The sequence below is a fragment of the Caldicellulosiruptor hydrothermalis 108 genome (assembly GCF_000166355.1).
Lineage (GTDB): Bacteria > Bacillota > Thermoanaerobacteria > Caldicellulosiruptorales > Caldicellulosiruptoraceae > Caldicellulosiruptor > Caldicellulosiruptor hydrothermalis.
The window spans coordinates 665705-688667 of record NC_014652.1 but is presented as its reverse complement, the minus strand read 5'-3'; the positions used below and the strand labels follow the sequence as shown (position 1 = coordinate 688667).

Below are 22963 nucleotides of genomic sequence, written 5' to 3'. Positions count from 1 at the left end.
TTGTACCTCCCTTTAAAAAGTTTTAATTTCTCAGCGAAATTACAGGTGGTGGAACTCTTCCTCCACGTTCAATTAGCCTTTTTGGTGAACTTCTGTTGATACTCATCACCTTTGCCCTTCCCAAAAGTCCGCCAAAGTTGACCTCATCTCCTTCTTTTTTACCATATGCGGGAATTACGCGCACAGCTGTTGTTTTGTTGTTGTAAACACCAATTGCAATCTCATCTGCAATCATGCCAGATATTATTTCAGGTTCAACATCGCCCGGCACAACAATCATATCAAGCCCAACAGAACACACACTTGTCATAGCCTCAAGTTTTTCCAATGTAAGTGCTCCACTTTCAACCCCTTTTACCATACCAGAATCTTCTGATACAGGAATAAATGCACCAGATAGTCCTCCTGTAAATGTTGCAGCCATTGCTCCGCCCTTTTTTACAGCATCATTCAAAAGCGCTAAAGCAAATGTTGTGCCATATCCGCCAACCTTTTCAAGTCCCATCTCTTCAAGTATCTCTGCAATGCTATCACCAACCTTTGGAGTTGGGGCAAGCGAAAGATCCACAATCCCTGCAGGAATGCCAAGTTTTTTGCATGCATACTGCATAACAAGCTGACCTGTTCTTGTTATTTTAAATGCCATTTTTTTGATTGTCTCATAGACCTCATCAATCGAAGCATCTTTGTTTTCTTCCAAAGCCCTTTTTACAACACCAGGACCTGAGATTCCAACGTTCAAACAAACATCACCTTCGCCTGTCCCATGAAACGCACCAGCCATGAACGGATTGTCATCTGGTGCGTTTGCAAACACAACAAACCTTGCACAGCCAAAACTATCTTTTTGAGCTGTTTTTTTAGCAATTTCTTTTATTATATATCCAAGGTGAGATATAACATCAAGATTTATTCCTGAGCGTGTTGAACCAACATCCACAGATGAACAAAGTCTGTCTGTTTGAGCTATTGCATCGGGAATTGAAGATATAAATTTCTTAGCGTTGTCATCATAATTTTTGTGTACTATGGCAGAGTAGCCGCCTATCAGATCTATGTCAAGTTCTTTTGCGATTTCATCTATAGCAGATGCAACTTTCAGTAAATCTTCATAAGAATAAGAAAAGGTCAAAAGAGAAATAGGTGTAAGAGCTACCCTTTTGTTGACAATTGGAAGACCAAACATATCTTCTATCTCATTTGCCACGCTTTTAAGGTTTAATGCATATTTTATAATCTTTTTTTTCATGTTATCAATAAATTTTTGCGGAACATCTGAACTACAATCAAAAAGACTAATACCTATTGTAATTGTTCTGATATCTAAATTGCTCTGCTTTACCATATTGATTGTTTCAATAATCTCTTGTGATGTAAACATCTTCTCTTCATCTCCTCAAAAAAGCTAAATCCTGTTGATAGCGTTAAAAAGGTCTTCATGTTGCATATTTACATCAACGCCAATCTCCCGCCCTCTTTTTATGAGAAGATCTTTAAGTTCAGAAAACTTTATTTTACAATTTTGAAGGTCAACAAGCATTATCATTGTAAAAAATCCTTGCATGATTGTCTGACTAATATCCAAAATATTCACATTATTCTCAGCAAGAAGAGTTGAAATTGCCGCAATTATCCCAACTCTGTCTTTACCAACAACTGTTATTATTGCTCTCATTTTTGTTATCCCCCAAAAATCTTATTGTTTTAAGCTTTCAAATATTTCCATAACCTCACCATATTCAGGAATTGCAGGAATAGCACCTTTCTTGGTGGCACAGAGAGCCCCTGCAATGTTTGCTTTTTTTACAATGTTGATAATATCGTTTTCTGATATATTCTCAATTGGCAAAGATTTTGAAATTTCATGCAAAACCATGCCGACAAAACAGTCTCCACATCCTGTTGTGTCAACAACGTTAACTTCAATTGTGTCCACAAAATATGACTTTTCTTTAAAGAAAACCTTACTACCTTTTGCACCAAATGTCACAAGAAAAATCTTTACCTTGTCTTTTATTCTATTATAAAAGTTATTTACGTCCTTTTCATATAGCAAAACCTCTTCCTCAGACATCTTCAGAATATCAACAAACCCATTTTCAACAGGTTCAATCATGGTATCTAAAGCCTTTTTTTGGCTTTCCCACAGGCTACTTCTGTAGTTTGGGTCATATGAAATTGTGCTACCACTTTGTCTTGCAATCTTTAAAAGCTCTAACGTGGTTCTTTTGTTTTGTTCATATGTCATTGAAAGAGAACCAAAGTGAAATATATCAGCTGACTTTACGATATTCATATCAATATCTTCTAATTTTAGGTAAACATCTGCACCATATTTTCTTGAGAACGAAAAAGACCTCTCACCCCTGCTATCAAGCTTTACAAACGCAAGTGTCGTAAAATACTCATCCGTCACTTTAACATTTGAAATATCAACACCACAGTCAGAAAGGCTATCTATAATCATTCTACCAAACATGTCATTCCCAACCTGTGAGATTAAATAGGATTTTCCGCCAAATTTTGCAACTGCTGCTGCCACATTTGCAGGTGCACCGCCCGGGTTTGCTTCAAACAGGTTTTCTTTTACATTCAAAAAATCTATTAAAACCTCGCCGTAGCAAACAACCTTCAAAAACCAACAACCTCCTTTTTTCGAGTATAACATTATTATAGAACATTTAATATTCAGAAGTGAAGAAGAATAGGGTAAAATATATATATCATCTACTTTTAGAATAGAGGGATAAACAAATGTTTGAGCTCAGCAGAGATGTTCAGCTATTTTTAGATATCCTAAATCAAAAAAAAGAAAAATTAGACTCTTTAAGGCCTCTTCCTGAAAATTCTATAAAGAGCCTAAAAGAAAAACTTATTCTTGACTGGACATATCATTCTAATGCAATAGAAGGAAATACATTAACAATCTATGAAACAAAAGTTGTTTTGGAAAATGGTATAACAGTTGCTGGAAAAACATTAAAAGAACACTTAGAAGTTATTAATCATAAGGAAGCAATTCTATATTTAGAAGAACTGATAAAAAACAGTACATCTCTTTCAGAATGGGAAATAAAGAGTTTGCACAAGTTAATTCTTAAAGGAATTGACGACAAAAATGCAGGCGTCTATAGAAAAGAGAATGTATATATCTCTGGAGCAAGTTTCACACCTCCTGATTACACTCAAGTACCTTACATGATGAGCCAGTTGGTTGAAAGAATAAATAATCTCGAAGCACACCCTGTGGTAAAAGCTTCTATCCTTCATGCAGACTTTGTAAAAATACATCCTTTTGTCGACGGGAACGGGCGCACAGCAAGACTTTTGATGAACTTAGAGCTTATGAGGAATGGATATCCTATCGCAATAATACCAAAAGAAATACGGGCATATTATTACCAAGCATTAGATAAAGCTTGCATTGAAGATGCATATGATGATTTCATAATTTTGGTATGCGAAAGAATAAACAAAACTTTTGACCTGTATTTTGGTCTTCTGAGCAAGGCTTAAAGATGTTTGAATACAAAAAAAATGGTGCACAGTAACCTCTACTGTGCACCGAAAATATTTTTATTTAAGTAAAGGGGGTCTTTCTGTTAAATATTTTTCCCTTTTTGTATTCTTTCATACATCTAAAACCTCAAAATGTAACACAATTTAAAAAGGCATATCCTCCTTATAGAATTCCCAGTTCCACATCCCTTCAAAACTTTAACACTGCCTTCTATACCATCAACAAAAAGGAGGTATTATTACAGGTTTGCTACCTTGACAGGTTGTTCGAACAAACCTCTTTTTACCTCTGTAGTGGTCATGTGGCTAGCTTTTAACATCTCTGTGATGTAGTTGCAAGCCTGCCATGGGTCAACTCTCTCACCGCATGTAAATACATCAACTGCTGCATAGCCAAGCTCTGGCCATGTGTGGATTGTCAGGTGTGACTCTGAAATTACAACAACACCACTTACACCCTGTGGTGAAAACTTATGAAACGCTACCTCTCTTACTTCTGCACCTGCTTTTAGTGCTGACTCTACCATTATCTTTTCGATAAGTTCTCTGTTGTTGAGCACTTCCTTGTCACACCCGTAAAGTTCTGCTATTATGTGCCTGCCCAATGCGTGCATCTTCCCTACCTCCTTCTTGGAATTTACTCTTTTCAAGTAACAGAATTAATTTTAGCAAAATTTTTTCAAAAGTCAATATATTTTTTTAAAAAATATCATTTTCCTTTAAATTTTTAAATTAGCTCTCGTTTTCTTATTAAAATCTTTGTTTTTCTCTTTCTTATCCTATTATATGATTGAAAATTTAAAAATGAACGTTGAATACTTTTTCTATAGCCTGTGCAAAACCGCTATCATCACTCTTTGCAACAACAAAGTCAGCAGCCTCTTTTAACTTTTCAACTGCATTTTCAACAGCAACGCCTATCCCTGCATATTCAATCATTGAAATGTCATTGTCACCATCACCAATTGCCATAACCTCTTCTCTTTTTAAACCGTAGTACTCAGTTAAAAACTTAAGAGCATTCCCCTTTGAGACATTGATATCTGTAAATTCCAAGAAGAAGGGTTTTGAAAACATTATGTTAAATTTCTTCGAAAAATCCTCTGGAAGACTTTCTTTTAATGCTTTCAATCTTTCATGTTCATCAAAAAACAAAACCTTTGTGACGGGTCTGTCGATAAATTCAAGTAAATTTTCAACCATATGTGGCTCAAGCTTTGTAAGATTTTTGTAATACTCTGTCTTTTCGTTAATAGCTTCAACATACCATATATTGTCAATGTAAATGTGAACATGAATTCCTTCATCTTTTGCAAGCCTTACAAGCTCTTTTGCATCATCTGGTAGAATCTCGCAGCCATAAAGCTTTTTGTCATTTTTTGGGTCATAAACAAGTGCACCTTGGTATGTTATCATTGGGTAAAAATTTTGAAGGTCATATGCCACCTTTTTAACAGAAGGATATGGTCTTCCTGAAGCTAATATCAAAATTACTCCATTTTGCTTTAAAAACTCTAAGGCTTTAATATTCTTTTCAGTTACCGTCAAATCTTTTGTAAAAAGCGTATCGTCAAGGTCTGTCGCAACAAGCTTAATCATATTTTTTTCTCCTTTCTTTATAAATATCTTATACAAAAAACGGTTTGGACATTGAAACCTCTTCTTTTGAAGGCCTCAATACCCAAACCATAAAGAATCAAACTTCTTTTTTATTTTAAGTGAACATATATAACATTTCCTGTCATAAGTTTTGGATAAAAGTATGTGGATTTCTGAGGCATTTTCTCACCGCTGAGCGACACATCTTTTAATTCCTCAACAAGTGTTGGATTTAAGATAAATCCGTATTTTGCACCTTTGTCAACAGTCTCAATCAATTCTTTATCCGATTTGGTGTATTTAATATTTCTCTGATAGAGTATATCTTCATCTGTGATTTTAAGGACTTTATTTAAAATTAACTTTTGCAAGACAACAACATCAAGGTTTTTATAAGCCTTGCTTCCTTCAATTTCTTTTAGAGAATCCTCTGGATTTTTGAGAGTTATCAAATAGAAGTTTTTATTGTATGTGTATACCAAAAATGCATATTTCTTTTTGTCTTCTAATTTTCTCTTTAGACCCTCGTAGTTTCCTTCCTCAACATCAAACTCTGCTTTTAATTTCTCTATAAAAATATCCTCTTCAATGCTTGATGAAAGAACAATTCTATGTGTTGGTAGAATAACTATTCCTGGGTCTTGTAGGCTTGTGAGTGTCACCATTATGTAGTTGTAATCTGCATCTTGTCTTGCACCTTCTTTTTGCTCCATCTCTTTTCTATACTCTAAAGCTGTCTCATACCTGTGATGTCCATCTGCTATAAATATCTTTTTGTTAGAAAACAGTTCTTTTAGTTTTCCTATTATATTCTCATCAGATACAACCCACATTCTCTCAAAAGTTCCAATTCCCTTGTATGAAACATCCTCTTTTTTAGACTTTATCTTATCTAATATAGATTTAACCTCGCCTGTGTCATCCTCATAAAGCCCAAATATGCTGCTGATATTTGCCTTAGTCTTTCTTAAAAGCTCAAGCCTTTCCTGTTTTGGTTTTGAAAGTGTAAACTCGTGCGGTATGACTATTCCTTTTTCAAACTCAACAAGCTCAAGCGCAGCAATAATTCCTGTTCTTTTATACTTTTTACCATCCACCTCAAATTCCTGCTCAAGAACGTATATGCATTCACTCTGGTCAAATTTCAATATTCCTTTTTCAATCCAGCTGTTCAGATACTCTCTTGCACGTGTAAATTTGTTATTCTCTTCATTATCCTCTGGATATTCTTTTCCAAATTCCACTCTTATTATGTTATACTCGCTCTTTTTATATAGCTCTTCTCTCTCTTCATCAGATATTATATCATAAGGCGGACAGATACACCTGTCAAGCTCAACTTCAGATGAATATCTCAAACCTCTAAAACCTTTGATGTTAGCCATCTTATACCATAACCCTTTCTATTTTGTAATTTCGTGGCTTTTTAATGTGTAAATCTTACAATTTTGCCATTGTGACTCTCAAAATTCCATCTGTGTTTCTAAGCTTTTCTACAGCCTCATCAGGAAGCTCACCGTCTATCTCGCATACCATAACAGCTTTTTCACCTTTTTTGTTTCTGGACACCTGCATTGTGGCAATATTGATTCCATATTCACCAACAATTGTGCCAATTCTGCCTATCATACCAGGCTTATCTATGTTCTGGATAATAAGCATATATTTTTCTGGCTTGAAATCAACCTTGTAGCCAAAGAAATCTATGATTCTACCCTCGTTGTTATAAACTGTGCCAGAAAGTTCTAAAACTTTCTCGTTTGTAGTAAACCTTGCAGTTATCATATTCTTAAATTTACCTGCCTCTTCTGTTTTACTTTCAACTACCTCAATTCCCTGTTCCTTTGCTAAAAGCTGGGAATTTACATAGTTGACAGTGTCCTGTACCGAAAATTCAAGATAGCCTTTTAAAAGCGCACGTGTCAGCCAAGTTATTGCTTTCTCATCTATCTGTCCGCCGTAAACAATTTCAATTTTATTGGCAAAAGCTCTCTCTGCCTGGATAAAAATCTTTCCCATTGCCTCAGCAAGTTCTAAATATGGCATAATCTCTTCAAGCTTTTCCTTTTCAAATGCAGGAAGATTAACAGCATTCTTAGCAATGCCACCTTTTAACACCGCTGCAACCTCTTTTGCAACAGACACAGCAACATTTACCTGAGCTTCCTGTGTTGATGCACCAAGATGAGGTGTGATTACCACATTGTCAAGTTCTAAAAGTGGGTTGTAGAAGTCTTGCTTTTCAAGCTCAAAGTTTGGTTCTTTTTCAAGAACGTCAAGAGCCGCTGCTGCCACTATGCCCTCTTTTATAGCATTGTAAAGGTCATTTTCGTTTATGACACCGCCGCGCGCACAATTGACAATCCTAACACCTTTTTTCATCTTTTTAAACTCTTTTTCTGAAATGAGGTTATATGTCTCTTTTGTCTTTGGTGTGTGGATAGTAATAAGGTCGGATTCTCTCAAAAGTGTGTCAAAGTCAACCTTTTCAACACCATATTTTTTGAACTTTTCGTCTGAAACGTATGGGTCGTACGCAATAACTCTCATCCCGCAAGCTTTGAGACGTTCTGCAACAAGCGCACCTATCTTGCCAAACCCGATAATTCCTGCTGTCTTTTCATAAAGCTCAACACCTTTGAACTTGTTTCTTCTAAAATCGCCCTGCTTGCAAGACATGTACGCCTGTGGGATGTATCTGAATATGCTAAATATAAGACCAATTGTGAGCTCGGCAGCTGCCATAATGTTACCATCCGGAGCATTTACAACAATAATACCCTGCTTTGTTGCAGCCTCTACATCCACATTGTCAATACCAACACCAGCTCTTGCAATCACTTTTAAGTTCTTGCCACACTTTATCATCTCTTCGTTTACTTTTGTTGCACTTCTGACAATTAGAGCATCATATTCACCAATTATATTGCAAATTTCTTCGTGAGATAGTCCTACCTTCTCATCCACTTCAATTCCTTCATTTTTCAAAATCTCTATACCTTCTTTTGCAATCCTCTCAGTCACCAAAACCTTCATTTATTCTCACTTACCTCCTTAGCAATTTCCTGAAGCACAGCTTTTGTAGCTTCTCCAACTTCAAAGTTTTTGTATCCTACTTCTAAAAGCGCAAGTTCAAAGCATTCGATGGTCTTCAAAAGGTCAAACTCGTCAACATATCCCATATGACCTATTCTTATAATCTTTCCTTTTAAAGTAGCCTGTCCCCCTGTTACCATTATATCATATTTCTGATTCATTATCTTCCTTACCTTTTCTATATCCACACCTTCTGGTGACTTGATTGCAGTAATTACTGCAGATGAGTATTCTTTCTTTGGCAAAAGCTCTAAATTGAGCTTTTCAGCTGCAAGCTGAGTAAGATGTGCAAGTCTTGTGTGTCTTTTGAAGTTGTTCTCAAGTCCATAGTCCAGGATAAGTTTTAATCCTACATCAACAGCTCTGATTAAGGTGACTGCAGGTGTGAATGGAGTGTCCTGGCTTTCTTTTAAAAGGTTGTCCTGATACTTTTTAAAGTCCCAGTAGAACTTTCTAAGTTTTGATGTTTTGTAAAATTCCCAAGCTTTTTCTGATACAGAGACAAAAGCAAGGCCCGGCGGGGACATTAAAGCTTTCTGAGAGCCTGTAACAACTACATCAACACCCCACTCATCAGTCTTTAAATCAATTGCACCAAGTGAACTTACTGCATCAACAATTAAAATCTTGTCTGTATTTTTGAGATACCTTGCAAGCTTTTCAATAGGATTTGTAACACCTGTTGATGTCTCATTGTGTGTTATAAACACACCTTTTATGTCTTTATTAGATTCAATAATTTCAATTACCTCATCAATATTTGCAACATCACCATAAGGATATTTCTTTTCAATTACATTTAGACCAAACGTCTTGCATATATTAATAAACCTATCCCCAAAAACCCCTACTGACACAACCAAAACAGTGTCGCCTTCAGAAAAGAAATTGACAGCGCTTGCCTCCATCGCACCAGTTCCTGATGCTGCAAATGTTAAAACATTGTTTTTTGTCTGGAACACCTTTTTTAAGTTTTCATTCACTCTTGAAAAGATTTCCCCAAACTCTTTTGTGCGATGGTGAATAATCTGTTGTGACATGGCAGAGATAACCTCAGGTGGAAGCGGAGTTGGACCAGGTGTCATCAAAAGTTTTGGTTTTCTCATATTTAAACTCTACCCCTTTCAAACAAACTCAATTTGTTTTAAGTTGATTATATCTAATGCGTCAGACAATGTCAATAATTTGACAATCTTATTATTATACATTTTAAACATATAAAAGTAGAATGTTTTTGTTTATTTAAAACAACTCCTTGCAACAAATAATTGGTAATATAAACAAAAAGCCGGCAAGAAGCACCGGCCAAAACCTTCTTTTTAATAATCTTTATTTATCTTTTTTGCCCTCATCATCTTCTTCGTCTTCATACTCGTCATCATCTTCTTCATCGTCAAAGTCTTCTTCAAGTTCGTCAAGATATATTACTTCGTTGCAGTTAGGGCATTCAATCTCGTCCTCGTTTAAGTACTCGTCTTCTTCTAAATAAAATGTTACCTTGCAGTTTGGACAGGTCACTTCCACCAAGTCCTCGTCATCTTCATCATCATAGTAGTCATCATAATCCTCGTCATAACTTTCATACACTTCATCTTCTAACTTTTCCAAATCCTCATCTATTGAGTCTACAACATCTTCAAGCTCTGCTTGCTTGACGTCAAGCTCATTTATTGCATCTGCAAACTCGTCAAGCACGTCAATGATGCTCAGAAGAAGCCTTCCTTCCTTAGAATCTTCATTTACTCCCAAGCCTTCAGCAAGCCCTCTCAAGTATGCAACCTTTTCATATAAATTTTCCATAAAAGTATCCTCCTACAACACAGAATAACCTTGTCTATACATAATATTTACCCATAAAAAATAGTTTATACACAAAGCATATAATAGAAAAATATCAAACCAATTATACTCTCGACAAATATTCTTCTGTCGATGTATCAATCTTAATCTTGTCGCCAACATTTATAAAAAGTGGAACCTGAATTACAGCGCCTGTTTCAACCTTCGCTGGTTTTGTTGCACCAGTTTGAGTATCACCTTTAAAACCCGGTTCTGTATCAATTACCTCAAGCTCGACAAATCTTGGTGGTTCGACTCCAAATACAACTCCATTGTGAGAAAGAACTGTAACTGTCATATTTTCTTTTACAAACTTGAGTGCATCACCAACCATCTCTTGATTTAACGCAATTTGCTCGTATGTCTGTGTGTCCATGAAATAGTAAAGCTCGCCGTCGTTGTAAAGATACTGCATCTCTCTTCTTTCGATGTGAGCAAGAGGCATTCTCTCATCCGGTCTGAATGTCTTTTCAATCACAGCACCTGTCTTTATATTTTTAAGTTTTGTTCTAACAAAAGCTGCGCCCTTGCCAGGTTTTACGTGCAAAAATTCAATTACCTGAAATATCTGACCATCATACTCTATTGTTAATCCTCTTCGAAAATCGCCTGCCTCAACCATCAGCTTCCCTCCGATTTAAAATTTTGCTCTTCTATTTTATCAAAAATAACATATTTTTTTCAACCAAATTAAAACTCTTTTACATCCTCTTTATCAACCTCATATACATCTAAAATCTTTCCCTTTGAAAGTGTTCCATACACCTTTTCAACCTTTGCATAGATATACTTGCCAACAAGGTCAGCTGCATCATCAAGCTCTATTCTATTCTGGTTTACATACCCAATTGCATTTTTTGGATTGAACCTGTCTTCCTCCTCAACAAACGCCAAAACCTCGTCCCCTTCACAAAGCCATCCACACAGTGCCATGTAATGATCCTCATCCTTGACTGGGCATATGGTAAACTTATTTATGTGAATATTTGAAGATGCTTTGACATAGATTTTCTTTTTGTACTTCTGCTCAAGATCTTTTATCCTGTCAACTTCACCCTTTCTCAAAATCTCACATACTTTTGTGTTCATCTCAACAAAGAACTTGTCTTCTACCTTGTTTTTGCAATACCACTCGATCTCTTTCAAAACTTTGAACGCAATGCTCTCAGGTGACAAAATCTTGCCTGTGCCCTCACAGTAAGGACAGCTTGATTGCATCACGCACGAAAGTCGCTGTCTTACCTTTTTCCTTGTCATCTCAACAAGACCAAGAGGTGTTATGTCAACAACAACAGTTTTTGTCTTGTCTCTCTTTAAAGCCTCTTTCAAAGCATCTAAAACTATCTTCTGATGCTCTGGATTTTTCATGTCGATAAAGTCGATTATAATTATTCCACCAATGTCTCTGAGTCTTAGCTGCCTTGCAATCTCCTGCGCAGCTTCAAGGTTTGTCTTTAATATTGTCTCTGCAACATCAGTTTTGCCAACATACTTTCCTGTGTTGACGTCAATGACCGTCAACGCCTCTGTTTCATCTATTACTATATACCCACCGCTTTTTAGCCACACTCTTTTAGAAAGAGCTTTTGCAAGCTTTTGTTCTATCTGAAAATATTCAAATATATTTGTTGCAAGGTTAAAATACTCCACTTTACTTTTCAAGCTCGGGGCATAAGAGGATAAAAACTCTATTATCTTGTTATATTTTTTCCTATCATTTATTACAAACCTGTCAACCTGATTGGTAAACATGTCTCTGACAGCTTTGAACACAAGGTCATAGTCTTTGTAAAGAAGCACAGGGGCGCTCTGACAGCTTTTCTGTCTTATTTTTTTCCACATATTTTTCAAAAACTCAAGCTCACTTTTCAAAACCTCTTCGCTTTTACCTTCTGCCGCAGTCCTGACAATAAGTCCCATTCCCTCTGGCCTTATCCTGCATGCTATCTCTTTGAGTCTTTGTCTTTCTTCTTCACTCTCAATCCTCTTTGAAACGCCAACATATTCTGTGCTCGGCAAGAGAACCAAGTACCTTCCCGGCAACGTTATATTTGTGGTAACCCTCGGACCTTTCTGGTCATAGCCTTCCTTTATCACCTGCACAACTATTTCCTGACCACACCTTAGAGCAAGCGGATTTGTTTTTATCTCGTAATACTCGTCGGTATCACTAAACTCAAGCCTGTTCACATCGCCAAGGTACAAAAAAGCATTTTTCTCCTGACCAATATTGACAAAAGCAGCATCCATGCCAGGCAGGATGTTTTCAACAACACCTTTATAGATATTCCCTACTATACTTTGGCTGTCTTCCCTTTCGATGTAAATCTCGACAAGTTCTTTGTCTTCCAAAACAGCAACCCGGGTTTGGTTAAAACTTACATCCACTATAATCTCACTTTGCATTATATCACCCTTTTATAGTTAACTTTTACCCTTTCAACCCTCACAATCCTACATTCAATATTATACTCCTGTGAAAATTCTCTTAGTATATCTTCTGGCTTTATATAACTTCCATTCACAACATTTATATGAAAATTTATTTTTACATTTCCATCCACTTTTTCACATTCATAGCTCAAAAGAAAATCCCAAACATGTTTAACTGTTACTTTGCCTTCCTTCTCCTTTTTTATAGCAGGACTTTTTCCCATATACTCATCAAAAAACTTGCAAAATTCTTCCTCAGCTTCAACAAAACATTGATAATACATATCACTTACTTGTATTTTATCAGTAGCCAGCTCAACTTTCAACATTTTTAATCCTTCTGGCAAGATTTTATTGAGACTCTCAATGATACTGCTTTCAAGCTCTTGCTCGCATTCAACTTCAAATATCTCTTCTTTAGAACAAAGCCCAACCGGCATTGGAAGAATAAAAACTATCTTCGGGTGTGGGTTGAATCCTTGTGTAAACTTAAGCTTTATATTCAACCTTCTAAATAACCTTTCAAATAGCCTTGTCATGTCAAGATGGGATATAAACGCTGCAGGCAAATCTCGTGAAAAATAAAACCTATACCTATTTGCCAACACAAATTCCCCCTCGAAAAGAAGCTACACCGCAACCTGTACATCTATCAAAACATGAACTTGTAGTTTTTTCTTCATATGCTAAAAGACATTCTCTTTTTAAAAACTCCTTGGTCACACCTGGGTCGATAATGTCCCATGGCAAAACCTCGTCAAAATCTCTTTTTCGGTCAGAGTAAAATCTCCAGTCGATATTTTCTTGCTGGAAAGCCATTTCCCATTTTGAAAAGTCAAAAAACTCGCCCCAGTCGTCAAACTGGCAACCAAGCTCAACTGCTCTTTTAATTACCCTTGAAAGTCTTCTGTCACCCCGCGAAAGTACTGCTTCAAGTTTGCTAAGATAAAAGTCATGCCAGCTATACTCAACATCCTTTACCTTTTTGAGATTCTCCTTCAAAAGTTTCATCTTCCTTTGCATATTTTCAATGCTATCCTGCGCCTCCCACTGAAAGGGCGTGTGTGGTTTTGGCACAAAAAAGGATGTGGACACTGTTATTCTGATTCTCTTTCTAAGCCCAAGCTCTTTGTAAATCTCCCTTATATTCTTTGCTATTGTATATATCCCAAGAACATCCTCATCTTCTTCAAGAGGAAGTCCAAGCATGAAATAGAGTTTTATATTCTGAAACCCTCTTTCAAACGCAAGCTTGACTGTAGAGTATATATCCTCTTCTTTTATATTTTTGTTTATAACATCTCTTAGTCTCTGCGTTCCTGCCTCGGGCGCAAACGTCAGTGTAGGTTTTCTTACCTTTTCAACCTCTTTTAAAAGGTCTAAAGAGGTTGAGTCAAGCCTCAAAGATGGTAGAGAAATGTTTACTTTTTTGTCCTCTGCAAATTTCAAAATTTCCCTTGCAAGCTCATCTATATTCGGATAATCGCTTGTGCTAAGGGACACAAGCGATATCTCATTGCAACCACAATTTTCAACAAGCTCTTTTGCATACTGCAAAGTCTTCTTAGCACTTCTGAACCTGATAGGTCTGTATATTACACCTGCCTGGCAAAACCTGCATCCACGCCCACATCCTCTGAAAACCTCCAGAGTAGCTCTGTCATGAACCACCTCTATAAGAGGTGTTAACATCTTTGTTGGAAAATAGATACTATCTAAATCTTTTATGATTCTCTTTTTTACTTTTTTGGGTATGTTTTCTGATACAGGTACTATAGATTTTAAAGTTCCATCTGAGTTATATTCAACATTGTAAAGTGAAGGAACATAACACCCTTGAATAGATGCACATTCAAATAAAAACTCCTCTTTTGTCATGCTGGAAAATTTGTATTTTTTATAGAGGTCAATAATCTCCAAAATGACCTCTTCACCCTCACCAATTACAAACACATCTATAAACTCCCACAGCGGTTCTGGATTATACGTGCATGGACCGCCTGCAATCACAATTGGCATTCCTTTTTCTCTTTTTTGACTTTCAAGAGGAAGACCACAAAGTTCAAGCATCTTCAAAACATTTGTATAGCTCATCTCATATGAGAGAGAAAACCCTATTATGTCAAACCCATCAAGTTCAGTAAAAGTCTCAAGTGAAAATAGTTTTATTCCCTCTTTTTGCATCCTCTGCTGCATATCAACCCATGGCATAAAAGCCCTTTCGCAGTACACATCTTCCCTTTCGTTCAAAAGATGATACAAAATCTTAAGTCCCAAGTTAGACATGCCTATTTCATACACGTCCGGAAAGCAAAATGCAAATCTAACATCCACCTTTTTAGGGTCTTTTTTTACCATGTTTATTTCGTTGCCGATATATCTTCCCGGTTTTTCAACATCATAGAGCAGTTTAAATACCTTGTCTTTTACAACCACTTTTGTCTTTCACCTCTTCTTTATATAAAATACAATAAGCTACAGGCTACCCTGTAGCTGAAAAGCTAAAAATCTTAAATTCTATTATTCCTCAAAGAAAATAAACGCAAACGTCCCAGGTCCAACATATGTGCCTATTACGCTACCTATTTGAGTTACAATAAGCTCTCCAGGCGAAAGTTCTTGTTTTATTGTATTTATAAGATCTTCAACTTCACTTAAATCACCAGCATAACAAAATCCACAAACCTGATTTTTAAGGTCTAATCCTTTTTTGTTTACCTCCTCAATTATTCTTGGCAAAGCTCTTTTCATACCCCTTACTTTATCAAGCGGCTCAACAACTCCATCAACTATGTGAAGTATCGGTTTTATGTTCAAAATATTTCCAATCGTTGCTTTTGCAGGCGAAATTCTTCCGCCTTTTTTAAGATACTCTAAGGTTTCAACTGCAAAAATATGTCTTATAGTATTTGTTTTTTGTATTATCAATGAAACTATATCTTTTGCTGGCATACCCTTCTCTGCTAACCTTTTGGCCAAAACTGCCAAAACTCCTGTACCAATCGATGCGCTTTTCCCATCAATAACAAAAATCTTTTGAGGGTCTAACATGTCCCTAGCTAAACATGCAGAATTATAAGTCCCTGATAGTTTTGAAGAAAGATGAATTGACACAACTTCATTACCATTTTCAATCTCTTGTTTAAATACATCCAAAAACTCTTCTGGGCTTGGCTGAGACGTTCTTGGAAGAACTGTTGATGATGTTAATTTTTTGTAAAACATTTCAGGTGTGATCTCTACCCAGTCTTTATAAACTTCATCTCCAAAATAAACTTTTAATGGTACCATTTTGATACCAAATTCATTCAGCATCTGAGGACTCAAATCACAGGTCGAATCTGTAACTATAGTAACACCCATCCAAAATCCTCCTTTTATTTCCCATAAACTACACCAGGTTTGGAAAACCAAGCTGTCTGAGAGCTTCATATAAAACAATAGCAACCGAATTTGAAAGATTTAAAGACCTCACATCGCTTATCATAGGTATTCTGTAAGTCCTGTGTATGTTCTGTTCAATCAACCACTGAGGAAGACCGGCTGTTTCTTTACCGAACATAAGGTAGCAATTGTCCTCATATGGCGCCTGGGTATAATATTGTTTGCCTTTGGTAGAAAAATAGAAAATGTTTGCTCCTCTGTTCTTTTCAAAAAAGTCGTTTAAATCTTTATATATCTTTACATCTAAATACTGCCAGTAGTCAAGACCTGCCCTTTTTAAGTACTTATCTTCCAAGGAAAAACCAAGAGGCTCTATAAGATGGAGCTTGCTTCCTGTACATGCACACGTTCTTGCAATGTTTCCTGTGTTGTATGGAATTTCAGGTTCATGTAACACTATGTTTATTGACATGATGTAGAATAACAATCCCCCTTTCGCTATTTAGTTTTCCATAAATGCAACATCCATATCAATTTTATCACCGTTGTCAAGTAAAAGTGGCACACATATGTTTATCATTTTTGATGTGCTGAGCGTCATGTTCTCACCTATTAAAATTGAAGGGGGTGTTATCTCAACCTTTAGGCCTTTTTGCGAAAACAGTGTTGATGTGTTCCCCATAATCATATTTGCCATCTCGCCAATCGCACTTTTTGCAAGCTCATCAAAGTCTGATACAGGAAAACCTCCCATCATCATTGATGCAATACTCTTTGCCGTCTCTATTGACATGCAGAAGTTCACCTGTCCTTTAATATTCCCCGTCATTCCAATTATAACAACAACCTGGTCAACTTTGTATGTAGGCTCTTTAATGTATACCTTCCCAAGCTTAAAGTCAATGTTTGCAACCTGTTTTAATACCTGCTGGCTCGCCTGGATAAACGGATTGATGTACTCAACATTTACACTTGCCACTTTCTTTGCCTTGTCACCCTGCCGCTTTATTTGGCAGAATACAAGACTTTCCTCCTTTCATCATTTTAGTATCTTTAGCCTTTTGCAAAAACGCTCAAGATGAGCGTTATCAAGCTTTACATAGAATCAAAAAAGACTGGTCACCCTCCTCATAATTGTAGTAAAATATGATTATATAAAACAAATTTTCTACTATGAGGAGGGTTCCAAAATGTTCAACACCAAACCTAAACAACTTTCTTTCATAGACCTATTCTCCCACCTAAAGGCTTCGGCTCTCTACAAGCCTGAAAGCCTCTTGGGCTTGTTCAATAAATTCATTGACTTGTCACATTATATACCTTCTTCTTTCTACAATGCCTACTACAAATATTTCGGTAAGCATAGATACTTCTCTTTAGAATCTATGCTTTGTTGCTTCCTCGTCCAAAAATTGCTCAAACTCAATACTTTAACTCAGCTTCGTGCTGTCTTACTCAACTCATTCGAACTTCGCTCATTTTGTAATCTTCATGGCAATGTCCCTTCTATCTCTACTCTCTCTCGCTTTAGAAAAATATTTGCAAGTGAAATCCATAAACTTTTTCAAAATATCTCTATCCATGCACATAATATTTCCATCCAACAATGCCCTCAAGATTCTTCAATCTTAATCTTCGACACAACAGGTATTGTCCCAAAAGTTCGTGAAAACAATCCTAAATTCATTCATCTACTGCTGAAAAATACCTCAAAAGCTAACCCTGAACTTCCCTCTGAAAAAGTCTACTCTCTCGTTTATTCTTCTTTGCCTAAAACTGCTAACGCTAATTCTAACATCCGTCTTATGTTTGTAAATGGCCATTTCTGCTGGGCTTTAAAATTTGCAGTCATTACCAACGCTCTCGGTATCCCTTTAGCTTTAGTACCTCTGTTTAACTATGATTCCCCTTCCTCTGACCCACAAGAAGCAAAAGCTATCTCCGACTCTAAAGGTTTAATTCCTTCGCTCGAAACTTTATTCTCTTATATCCCCAAAAATTTCTCCACTTTCATCGCCGACAGTGCTTTGGATTCCCACAACATATACTCCACTTTAAAAAATACCTTTAACTTCTCCAAAATCGTTATTCCACTAAATACAAGAGCTTCTAAAAATACTACACCTACATCAGACCCCAATATCGTTATTTCTGAAGATGGTATCCCTATCTGCAAAAAGTTCAACAAACCTTTTAAACCCGAAGGCAAATGTCAGGGTAAAAATCGCTCTTTGCGCCTTAAATGGACTTGCCCTATGTCACAATACAAAGATGGCAAACGCATCTGCTCTTGCCCTCAGCCTTGTACTACCTCTAAATCGGGTAGAATGTTCTATACATACCCAGATAACTTTCGCTCTTTCCCAGGTATCAACAGAAATTCACAAGAGTTTTTTGACCTCTACAAAAAACGTGTCGCTGTAGAGCAGACTATTTACCACCTGAAATCCTACATGGGCTCTGATACTATCTCTACTTATGACCATATTTCTATTTTCTCTGATTTCTTGCTATCTGCCATTACTTTCTCGCTCTTGTTTATTCTCGCTCACAATATCAAACTCTATTGCTCTAAATTGACTATCAAAAAACTTAACAAGCTCAAAAAACTTATCGCTTAATACTACTATTTTTTAAATCTATTTCTTACAAAAAATTTCTGGTTTTGTTTTTACTTAACCTTCTAAAACAAGGAGTTAAGAAGGCTTAGGATATTATTGTCTTTTTTGAAGTTGTTAATTTTTGTCATATGTTTGTTGCTGATTATTTTTGTTGGTATTGATAATATTTGGTTTTCACTTCTCTTTTCTTTTTGTATCTTGATTGTATTTCATGTTAGTATTGGTGCCTTTTACCTTCAATCACCACCTATTTTGCAAACGCCTATCATTTTAGTATCTTCTCAAATAAAAATGATCTTTTGATTTTTATAGCCTTTGCAGGACAAAGTTCGTGACAGCAATAGCACCTTATACACTTTTTCAAATCAACATACGCTTTTCTGCTCTTCATCTCAATAGCCTGAGCAGGACAAGCGTTGAAACACTCTGCGCAGCCTATACAAATATTTCTGTAAAAAACTGGTTTTGGTGAAAGAAAACCATCTAAAAAACTTGCCAAAAAATGTGGAAGCCTTCCTTTCACAAAAGATATCTCGGGTCTTAAGATAAGTTCAAAACTCGATGGAGCTACATCTTCAATTCTCTCACCAACAACCTCAATCTTATCAGGATTTAAAAGCCCTTTCTCCTTTGCCACCTCCAAAAGAGGAACATCCTTTATATCAAGACCAATAATCTTGCAGGCAACATAATCCAAAGCAATTGCATCCTCAGATATTAGCAAAATCCCAAGCTTTTTGGGCTTTCCTGCTGACGGTCCTTCCCCTTCCATTGCAACAATGCCGTCCATAATGTTTAGCATTGGCTTTGCTACCGTTAAGATTTCAAGTAGCATCTCCATAAACCTTCTGACATCTTGGAATCTAAAATGCATCTCGGCTTTCTGCCCACCCGGTACAAGCCCAAACAGATTCTTGACAGCACCTGTGTACACTGCCATCTGATGGGTTTTCAGCTTTGGAAGATTTACAATTCCCTGGCTTTCAAAGTATGGGGATATCAATGAAAGTTTCTTAAAAGTTGTGCTTTCAACATCAAGGTCTTTGTAAGATGTATCATAGTTCAAAAAAACATTTTCAAGCTTTTCAAGCTCTTTTATCCCTGCAGCCTGGTATATACTTTCAAGCCTCTTTTTAGTATATGGACCACCCGGACTGTCGGCTATTATGATCTTGCTTGCTTTTGCTTTTATAACCTCCACTGTCGCCTGAACAACAGCAGGGTGGGTGGTAACAGCATCTTCAGGACTTTTTTTCATAAGAAGATTTGGTTTTACAAGCACACAGTCTTTTTTCGGAATTTCATACCCTATTAGATTTATACCCTTCAAAACTGCCTCTTTCACATCCTGCACTTCATATGTATCACACTTTACAATCGCAACTTTACACATTAACTGCTTCCCCCAAAACAAACTTTTCTATCGCTCTTGCCACCCCGTCATCTTCATAAGATTTTGTCACATAATCTGCTATTTCTTTAAGCTCTTCAATGGCATTCTCCATTGCAACGCCAAGCCCGGCAAACTCTATCATCTGCAGGTCGTTTTCATTGTCACCTATTGCCATCACTTCCTCTGGCGCTATTCCCAAATAAGAACAGACAAATTCAAGTGCCCTCTTCTTGTTAACACCCTCTTTCATAACTTCCAAAATGTTGATGTCTGACTTTGTGGTCTCAACACCTGGAATCTCTCTTTCTATTATTTTTCTCACATGGTTTACCTTTTCTACATCTTTGTCAATGATGACAAATTTAGTTACTAAATTACCACAAGCTTTAAGGGTATTTTCAGAATCGTCAATTATGATATTAATTCTCTCTTCTTCAGGAAGCTCCTTATTCTTTTCATAGTAAAATTTAGACGAATAATCAAGCTTTCTTGCTATCATTGTGTCTTGAAAATAATAATGATAATAGATATCATTTTCTTTGCAAATTCTAGCAATTTCCAAACTTTTTTGGTTTTCAAGACCAACATAATAGATATCTTTGTCTTTCTTGAGGTCTCTTACAATTGCTCCGTTGCAGGCAACAATAACCTGGTCACAAAGTCCCAAAACCTTTGCAAAATACATCACGCCTTTGAGAATTCTTCCTGAGCACAGAACAATCTTCACACCTTTTTGCTTTGCAAGCTCAATAACTTTTTTGTTCCTGGAAGAGATATTTTTGTTTCTGTCCAAAAGCGTCATGTCAAGGTCAATTGCAATAAGTTTATACATCTTTCGCTTTCACCTTTTTTAATAGATTCTAAAAAGAATTTGTTACAATTTATTATATCAAAAAAAAATAAAGGCTGCCAATCATGGCAGCCTTTATTTTCTGAATTAGTACATATCAGGTGCTGGAGCTGGTGGATTCTTCTCCTTTTCTGGTTTTTCAGCAACAACTGCTTCTGTTGTCAGAAGCATTGCAGCAGCCGATGCAGCGTTCTGAATAGCTGTTCTTGTAACTTTTGTTGGGTCAACAATACCTGCCTCGAACATGTCAACAAATCTCTCGTTGAGTGCATCAAATCCAACACCAGCTGGGCTCTCTTTTACCTTGTTAACGATAACTGAACCGTCCAAACCTGCGTTTTCAGCGATTTGTCTGAGCGGCTCTTCCAAAGCCTTTCTTACAATCATTGCACCTGTCTTTTCATCGCCAGTGAGGCTTTCAATGAGCTTGTCAAGTGCCGGGATTGCATTAATCAGCGCTGTACCACCGCCAGGTACAATTCCTTCCTCTACTGCAGCTTTTGTTGCAGCAAGAGCATCTTCAATTCTGAGTTTCTTTTCTTTGAGCTCGGTCTCAGTTGCAGCACCAACATGGATTACTGCAACACCACCAGCAAGTTTTGCAAGTCTTTCCTGAAGTTTCTCTCTGTCAAAATCAGATGTTGTCTCTTCAATCTGCTTCTTGATAGACTGAATTCTTGCTTTGATTTCGCTTGGATCGCCTGCACCGTCAACAATGATTGTATTCTCTTTCTGAACCTTTACTTGTCTTGCACGACCAAGCTGGCTGAGTTTTACCTCTCTCAAGTCAAGACCAAGCTCTTCAGAAATTACTTGACCACCAGTTAAAATTGCAATGTCCTGGAGCATTGCTTTTCTTCTGTCGCCAAATCCTGGTGCTTTTACCGCAACGCACTGGAGTGTTCCTCTTAATTTGTTTACAACAAGTGTTGCCAATGCTTCGCCTTCAACATCTTCAGCAATTATCAAAAGTTTTCTTCCCTGCTGAACTATCTGTTCAAGAAGTGGCAAGATATCCTGGATTGTTGAGATTTTCTTGTCTGTAATCAAGATGTATGGGTCGTCAAGCACTGCTTCCATTCTCTCTGTATCTGTTACCATGTATGCAGAGATGTAACCTCTGTCAAACTGCATACCTTCAACTATCTCAAGAGTTGTCTCTGTTGTCTTTGACTCTTCAACAGTGATGACACCATCGTTTGTTACCTTTTCCATTGCATCTGCAACAAGTTTACCAATCTCTTCGTCTCCTGCTGAGATTGAAGCAACATATGTGATGTCTTCTTTTCCTCTTACCTTCTTGCTCATCTTTCTAATTTCTTCTACAACAACATCAACTGCTTTCTGGATACCCTTTCTGAGAATCATTGGGTTTGCGCCAGCTGCAATGTTCTTAAGTCCTTCCCTTATCATTGCCTGAGCCAAAACTGTTGCAGTTGTTGTACCGTCACCTGCAATGTCGTTTGTCTTGGATGCAACCTCTCTTACAATCTGTGCACCCATGTTCTCAAATGGGTCTTCCAGCTCAATCTCCTTTGCAATTGTAACACCGTCATTTACAATCTGTGGCGAACCAAATTTCTTTTCAAGAACAACGTTTCTTCCTTTTGGTCCAAGTGTAACTTTAACTGTATCTGCAAGTTTGTTAACACCACGCTCTAAAGCTCTTCTTGCCTCTTCGTCGAACAATATCATCTTTGCTGCCATCTTTACATCTACCTCCTTTTCAATTCAAAATTAGTCTTCAATAATTGCCAAGACGTCATCTTGTCTGATTATTGTGTATTCTTCACCATCAATCTTGATTTCTGTACCAGCATATTTGCTTACAATTACCTTATCACCTTTCTTTACAACCATTTCAACCTTCTCACCATCAACAATTCCACCAGGACCAACCTCGATTACCTCAGCAATCTGTGGTTTTTCCTTTACAGTGTCTGGAAGAACTATACCACTCTTTGTTACCTCTTCTCTTTCCTTGAACTTGATGAGTATTCTATCACCAATTGGTCTGATTTTCATTGAGCTTTCCCCTCCTTTTTCAAGTTTGTTAGCACTCACTTTCGATGAGTGCTAATCACAATAAATACTATAGTATATTCTTCCTTTTCTAATCAAGTCTGATTTTACTCAAAAAAAGCGTACTATATTCAATTTTCACCGAATTTGATGGGAAAATAATAAAATATCTTCTTCAAACTCTCATTTTCTCTTTATTGCTCACTT

At 36.8% G+C, this 22963-nt stretch carries 22 protein-coding genes; 2 read left to right on the top strand and 20 right to left on the bottom strand.

Annotated features, from left to right (window positions below):
- Window positions 1–22: 22 nt before the first annotated feature.
- From CALHY_RS03255 to CALHY_RS03245, 3 genes are read right to left on the bottom strand one after another with little or no spacing between them, the layout of a single operon-like run.
- On the bottom strand, window positions 23–1381 hold the full coding sequence (locus CALHY_RS03255) for a PFL family protein (protein WP_013402583.1): 1359 nt from the start codon (window positions 1379–1381) through the stop codon (window positions 23–25).
- Between the two features lie 24 nt (window positions 1382–1405).
- On the bottom strand, window positions 1406–1675 hold the full coding sequence (locus CALHY_RS03250) for an ACT domain-containing protein (protein ID WP_013402582.1): 270 nt from the start codon (window positions 1673–1675) through the stop codon (window positions 1406–1408).
- A gap of 21 nt (window positions 1676–1696) precedes the next feature.
- Window positions 1697–2635, bottom strand: a complete 939-nt coding sequence (locus CALHY_RS03245; protein ID WP_013402581.1) for a carbohydrate kinase family protein — start codon at window positions 2633–2635, stop codon at window positions 1697–1699.
- Between the two features lie 119 nt (window positions 2636–2754).
- Between CALHY_RS03245 and CALHY_RS03240 the strand changes: the two genes are divergently transcribed.
- Window positions 2755–3516 carry a Fic family protein gene (locus tag CALHY_RS03240; protein WP_013402580.1) on the top strand — a complete coding sequence of 254 codons (762 nt, stop codon included), beginning with the start codon at window positions 2755–2757 and terminating at the stop codon, window positions 3514–3516.
- Between the two features lie 242 nt (window positions 3517–3758).
- Here CALHY_RS03240 and speD read toward each other — a convergent pair whose 3' ends face one another.
- The 13 genes from speD to CALHY_RS03175 form a co-directional block, all read right to left on the bottom strand.
- The gene (speD, locus tag CALHY_RS03235) at window positions 3759–4133 is read right to left on the bottom strand and encodes an adenosylmethionine decarboxylase (RefSeq protein WP_011916845.1); all 375 of its coding nucleotides are present in this window, start codon (window positions 4131–4133) and stop codon (window positions 3759–3761) included.
- Window positions 4134–4317: 184 nt separating this feature from the next.
- Complete coding sequence (locus CALHY_RS03230) at window positions 4318–5118, bottom strand: Cof-type HAD-IIB family hydrolase (protein WP_013402579.1); 801 nt, start codon at window positions 5116–5118, stop codon at window positions 4318–4320.
- A 110-nt stretch (window positions 5119–5228) separates the two neighbouring features.
- A complete protein-coding gene (locus tag CALHY_RS03225; RefSeq protein WP_013402578.1) occupies window positions 5229–6503 on the bottom strand; it encodes a DUF1015 domain-containing protein in 1275 nt (424 codons plus the stop codon).
- A gap of 55 nt (window positions 6504–6558) precedes the next feature.
- A complete protein-coding gene (serA, locus tag CALHY_RS03220; protein ID WP_013402577.1) occupies window positions 6559–8154 on the bottom strand; it encodes a phosphoglycerate dehydrogenase in 1596 nt (531 codons plus the stop codon).
- Window positions 8151–9320: a pyridoxal-phosphate-dependent aminotransferase family protein gene (locus tag CALHY_RS03215; RefSeq protein ID WP_013402576.1), complete on the bottom strand. Its 1170-nt coding sequence runs from the start codon at window positions 9318–9320 to the stop codon at window positions 8151–8153. Before CALHY_RS03215 ends, serA begins: the two co-directional genes overlap by 4 nt.
- A gap of 223 nt (window positions 9321–9543) precedes the next feature.
- A complete protein-coding gene (locus CALHY_RS03210; RefSeq protein WP_013402575.1) occupies window positions 9544–10014 on the bottom strand; it encodes a CD1247 N-terminal domain-containing protein in 471 nt (156 codons plus the stop codon).
- Between the two features lie 103 nt (window positions 10015–10117).
- Complete coding sequence (efp, locus tag CALHY_RS03205; protein WP_013402574.1) at window positions 10118–10675, bottom strand: elongation factor P; 558 nt, start codon at window positions 10673–10675, stop codon at window positions 10118–10120.
- A 68-nt stretch (window positions 10676–10743) separates the two neighbouring features.
- Window positions 10744–12459, bottom strand: a complete 1716-nt coding sequence (locus CALHY_RS03200; RefSeq protein ID WP_013402573.1) for an Rne/Rng family ribonuclease — start codon at window positions 12457–12459, stop codon at window positions 10744–10746.
- A complete protein-coding gene (locus CALHY_RS03195; protein WP_013402572.1) occupies window positions 12459–13094 on the bottom strand; it encodes a TIGR03936 family radical SAM-associated protein in 636 nt (211 codons plus the stop codon). The genes CALHY_RS03200 and CALHY_RS03195 overlap by 1 nt, the downstream gene beginning before the upstream one ends.
- A complete protein-coding gene (locus CALHY_RS03190) occupies window positions 13081–14922 on the bottom strand; it encodes a TIGR03960 family B12-binding radical SAM protein (RefSeq protein ID WP_013402571.1) in 1842 nt (613 codons plus the stop codon). The genes CALHY_RS03195 and CALHY_RS03190 overlap by 14 nt, the downstream gene beginning before the upstream one ends.
- 84 nt (window positions 14923–15006) lie before the next feature.
- Window positions 15007–15849, bottom strand: a complete 843-nt coding sequence (locus CALHY_RS03185) for a DegV family protein (RefSeq protein ID WP_013402570.1) — start codon at window positions 15847–15849, stop codon at window positions 15007–15009.
- A 28-nt stretch (window positions 15850–15877) separates the two neighbouring features.
- Window positions 15878–16342 (bottom strand): tRNA (uridine(34)/cytosine(34)/5-carboxymethylaminomethyluridine(34)-2'-O)-methyltransferase TrmL, encoded by a 465-nt coding sequence (trmL, locus tag CALHY_RS03180; protein WP_013402569.1) that lies wholly within the window; start codon window positions 16340–16342, stop codon window positions 15878–15880.
- A gap of 30 nt (window positions 16343–16372) precedes the next feature.
- On the bottom strand, window positions 16373–16849 hold the full coding sequence (locus tag CALHY_RS03175) for a chemotaxis protein CheX (protein ID WP_013402568.1): 477 nt from the start codon (window positions 16847–16849) through the stop codon (window positions 16373–16375).
- A 211-nt stretch (window positions 16850–17060) separates the two neighbouring features.
- On the opposite strand from CALHY_RS03175, the gene CALHY_RS03170 reads away from it, so the two are divergent.
- Complete coding sequence (locus CALHY_RS03170) at window positions 17061–18491, top strand: ISNCY-like element ISCahy1 family transposase (protein WP_013402019.1); 1431 nt, start codon at window positions 17061–17063, stop codon at window positions 18489–18491.
- Window positions 18492–18756: 265 nt separating this feature from the next.
- Here the strand turns inward: CALHY_RS03170 and CALHY_RS03165 are convergent, their stop codons facing one another.
- From CALHY_RS03165 to CALHY_RS03150, 4 genes are all read right to left on the bottom strand, one after another.
- Window positions 18757–19884, bottom strand: a complete 1128-nt coding sequence (locus CALHY_RS03165; RefSeq protein ID WP_013402567.1) for a DUF362 domain-containing protein — start codon at window positions 19882–19884, stop codon at window positions 18757–18759.
- Window positions 19877–20716 (bottom strand): Cof-type HAD-IIB family hydrolase, encoded by an 840-nt coding sequence (locus CALHY_RS03160; RefSeq protein WP_013402566.1) that lies wholly within the window; start codon window positions 20714–20716, stop codon window positions 19877–19879. Before CALHY_RS03160 ends, CALHY_RS03165 begins: the two co-directional genes overlap by 8 nt.
- Before the next feature lie 105 nt (window positions 20717–20821).
- Window positions 20822–22441, bottom strand: coding sequence for a chaperonin GroEL (gene groL / locus CALHY_RS03155; RefSeq protein WP_013402565.1), 1620 nt, complete (start codon window positions 22439–22441; stop codon window positions 20822–20824).
- A gap of 30 nt (window positions 22442–22471) precedes the next feature.
- The gene (locus CALHY_RS03150; RefSeq protein ID WP_011916829.1) at window positions 22472–22759 is read right to left on the bottom strand and encodes a co-chaperone GroES; all 288 of its coding nucleotides are present in this window, start codon (window positions 22757–22759) and stop codon (window positions 22472–22474) included.
- Window positions 22760–22963 lie beyond the last annotated feature (204 nt).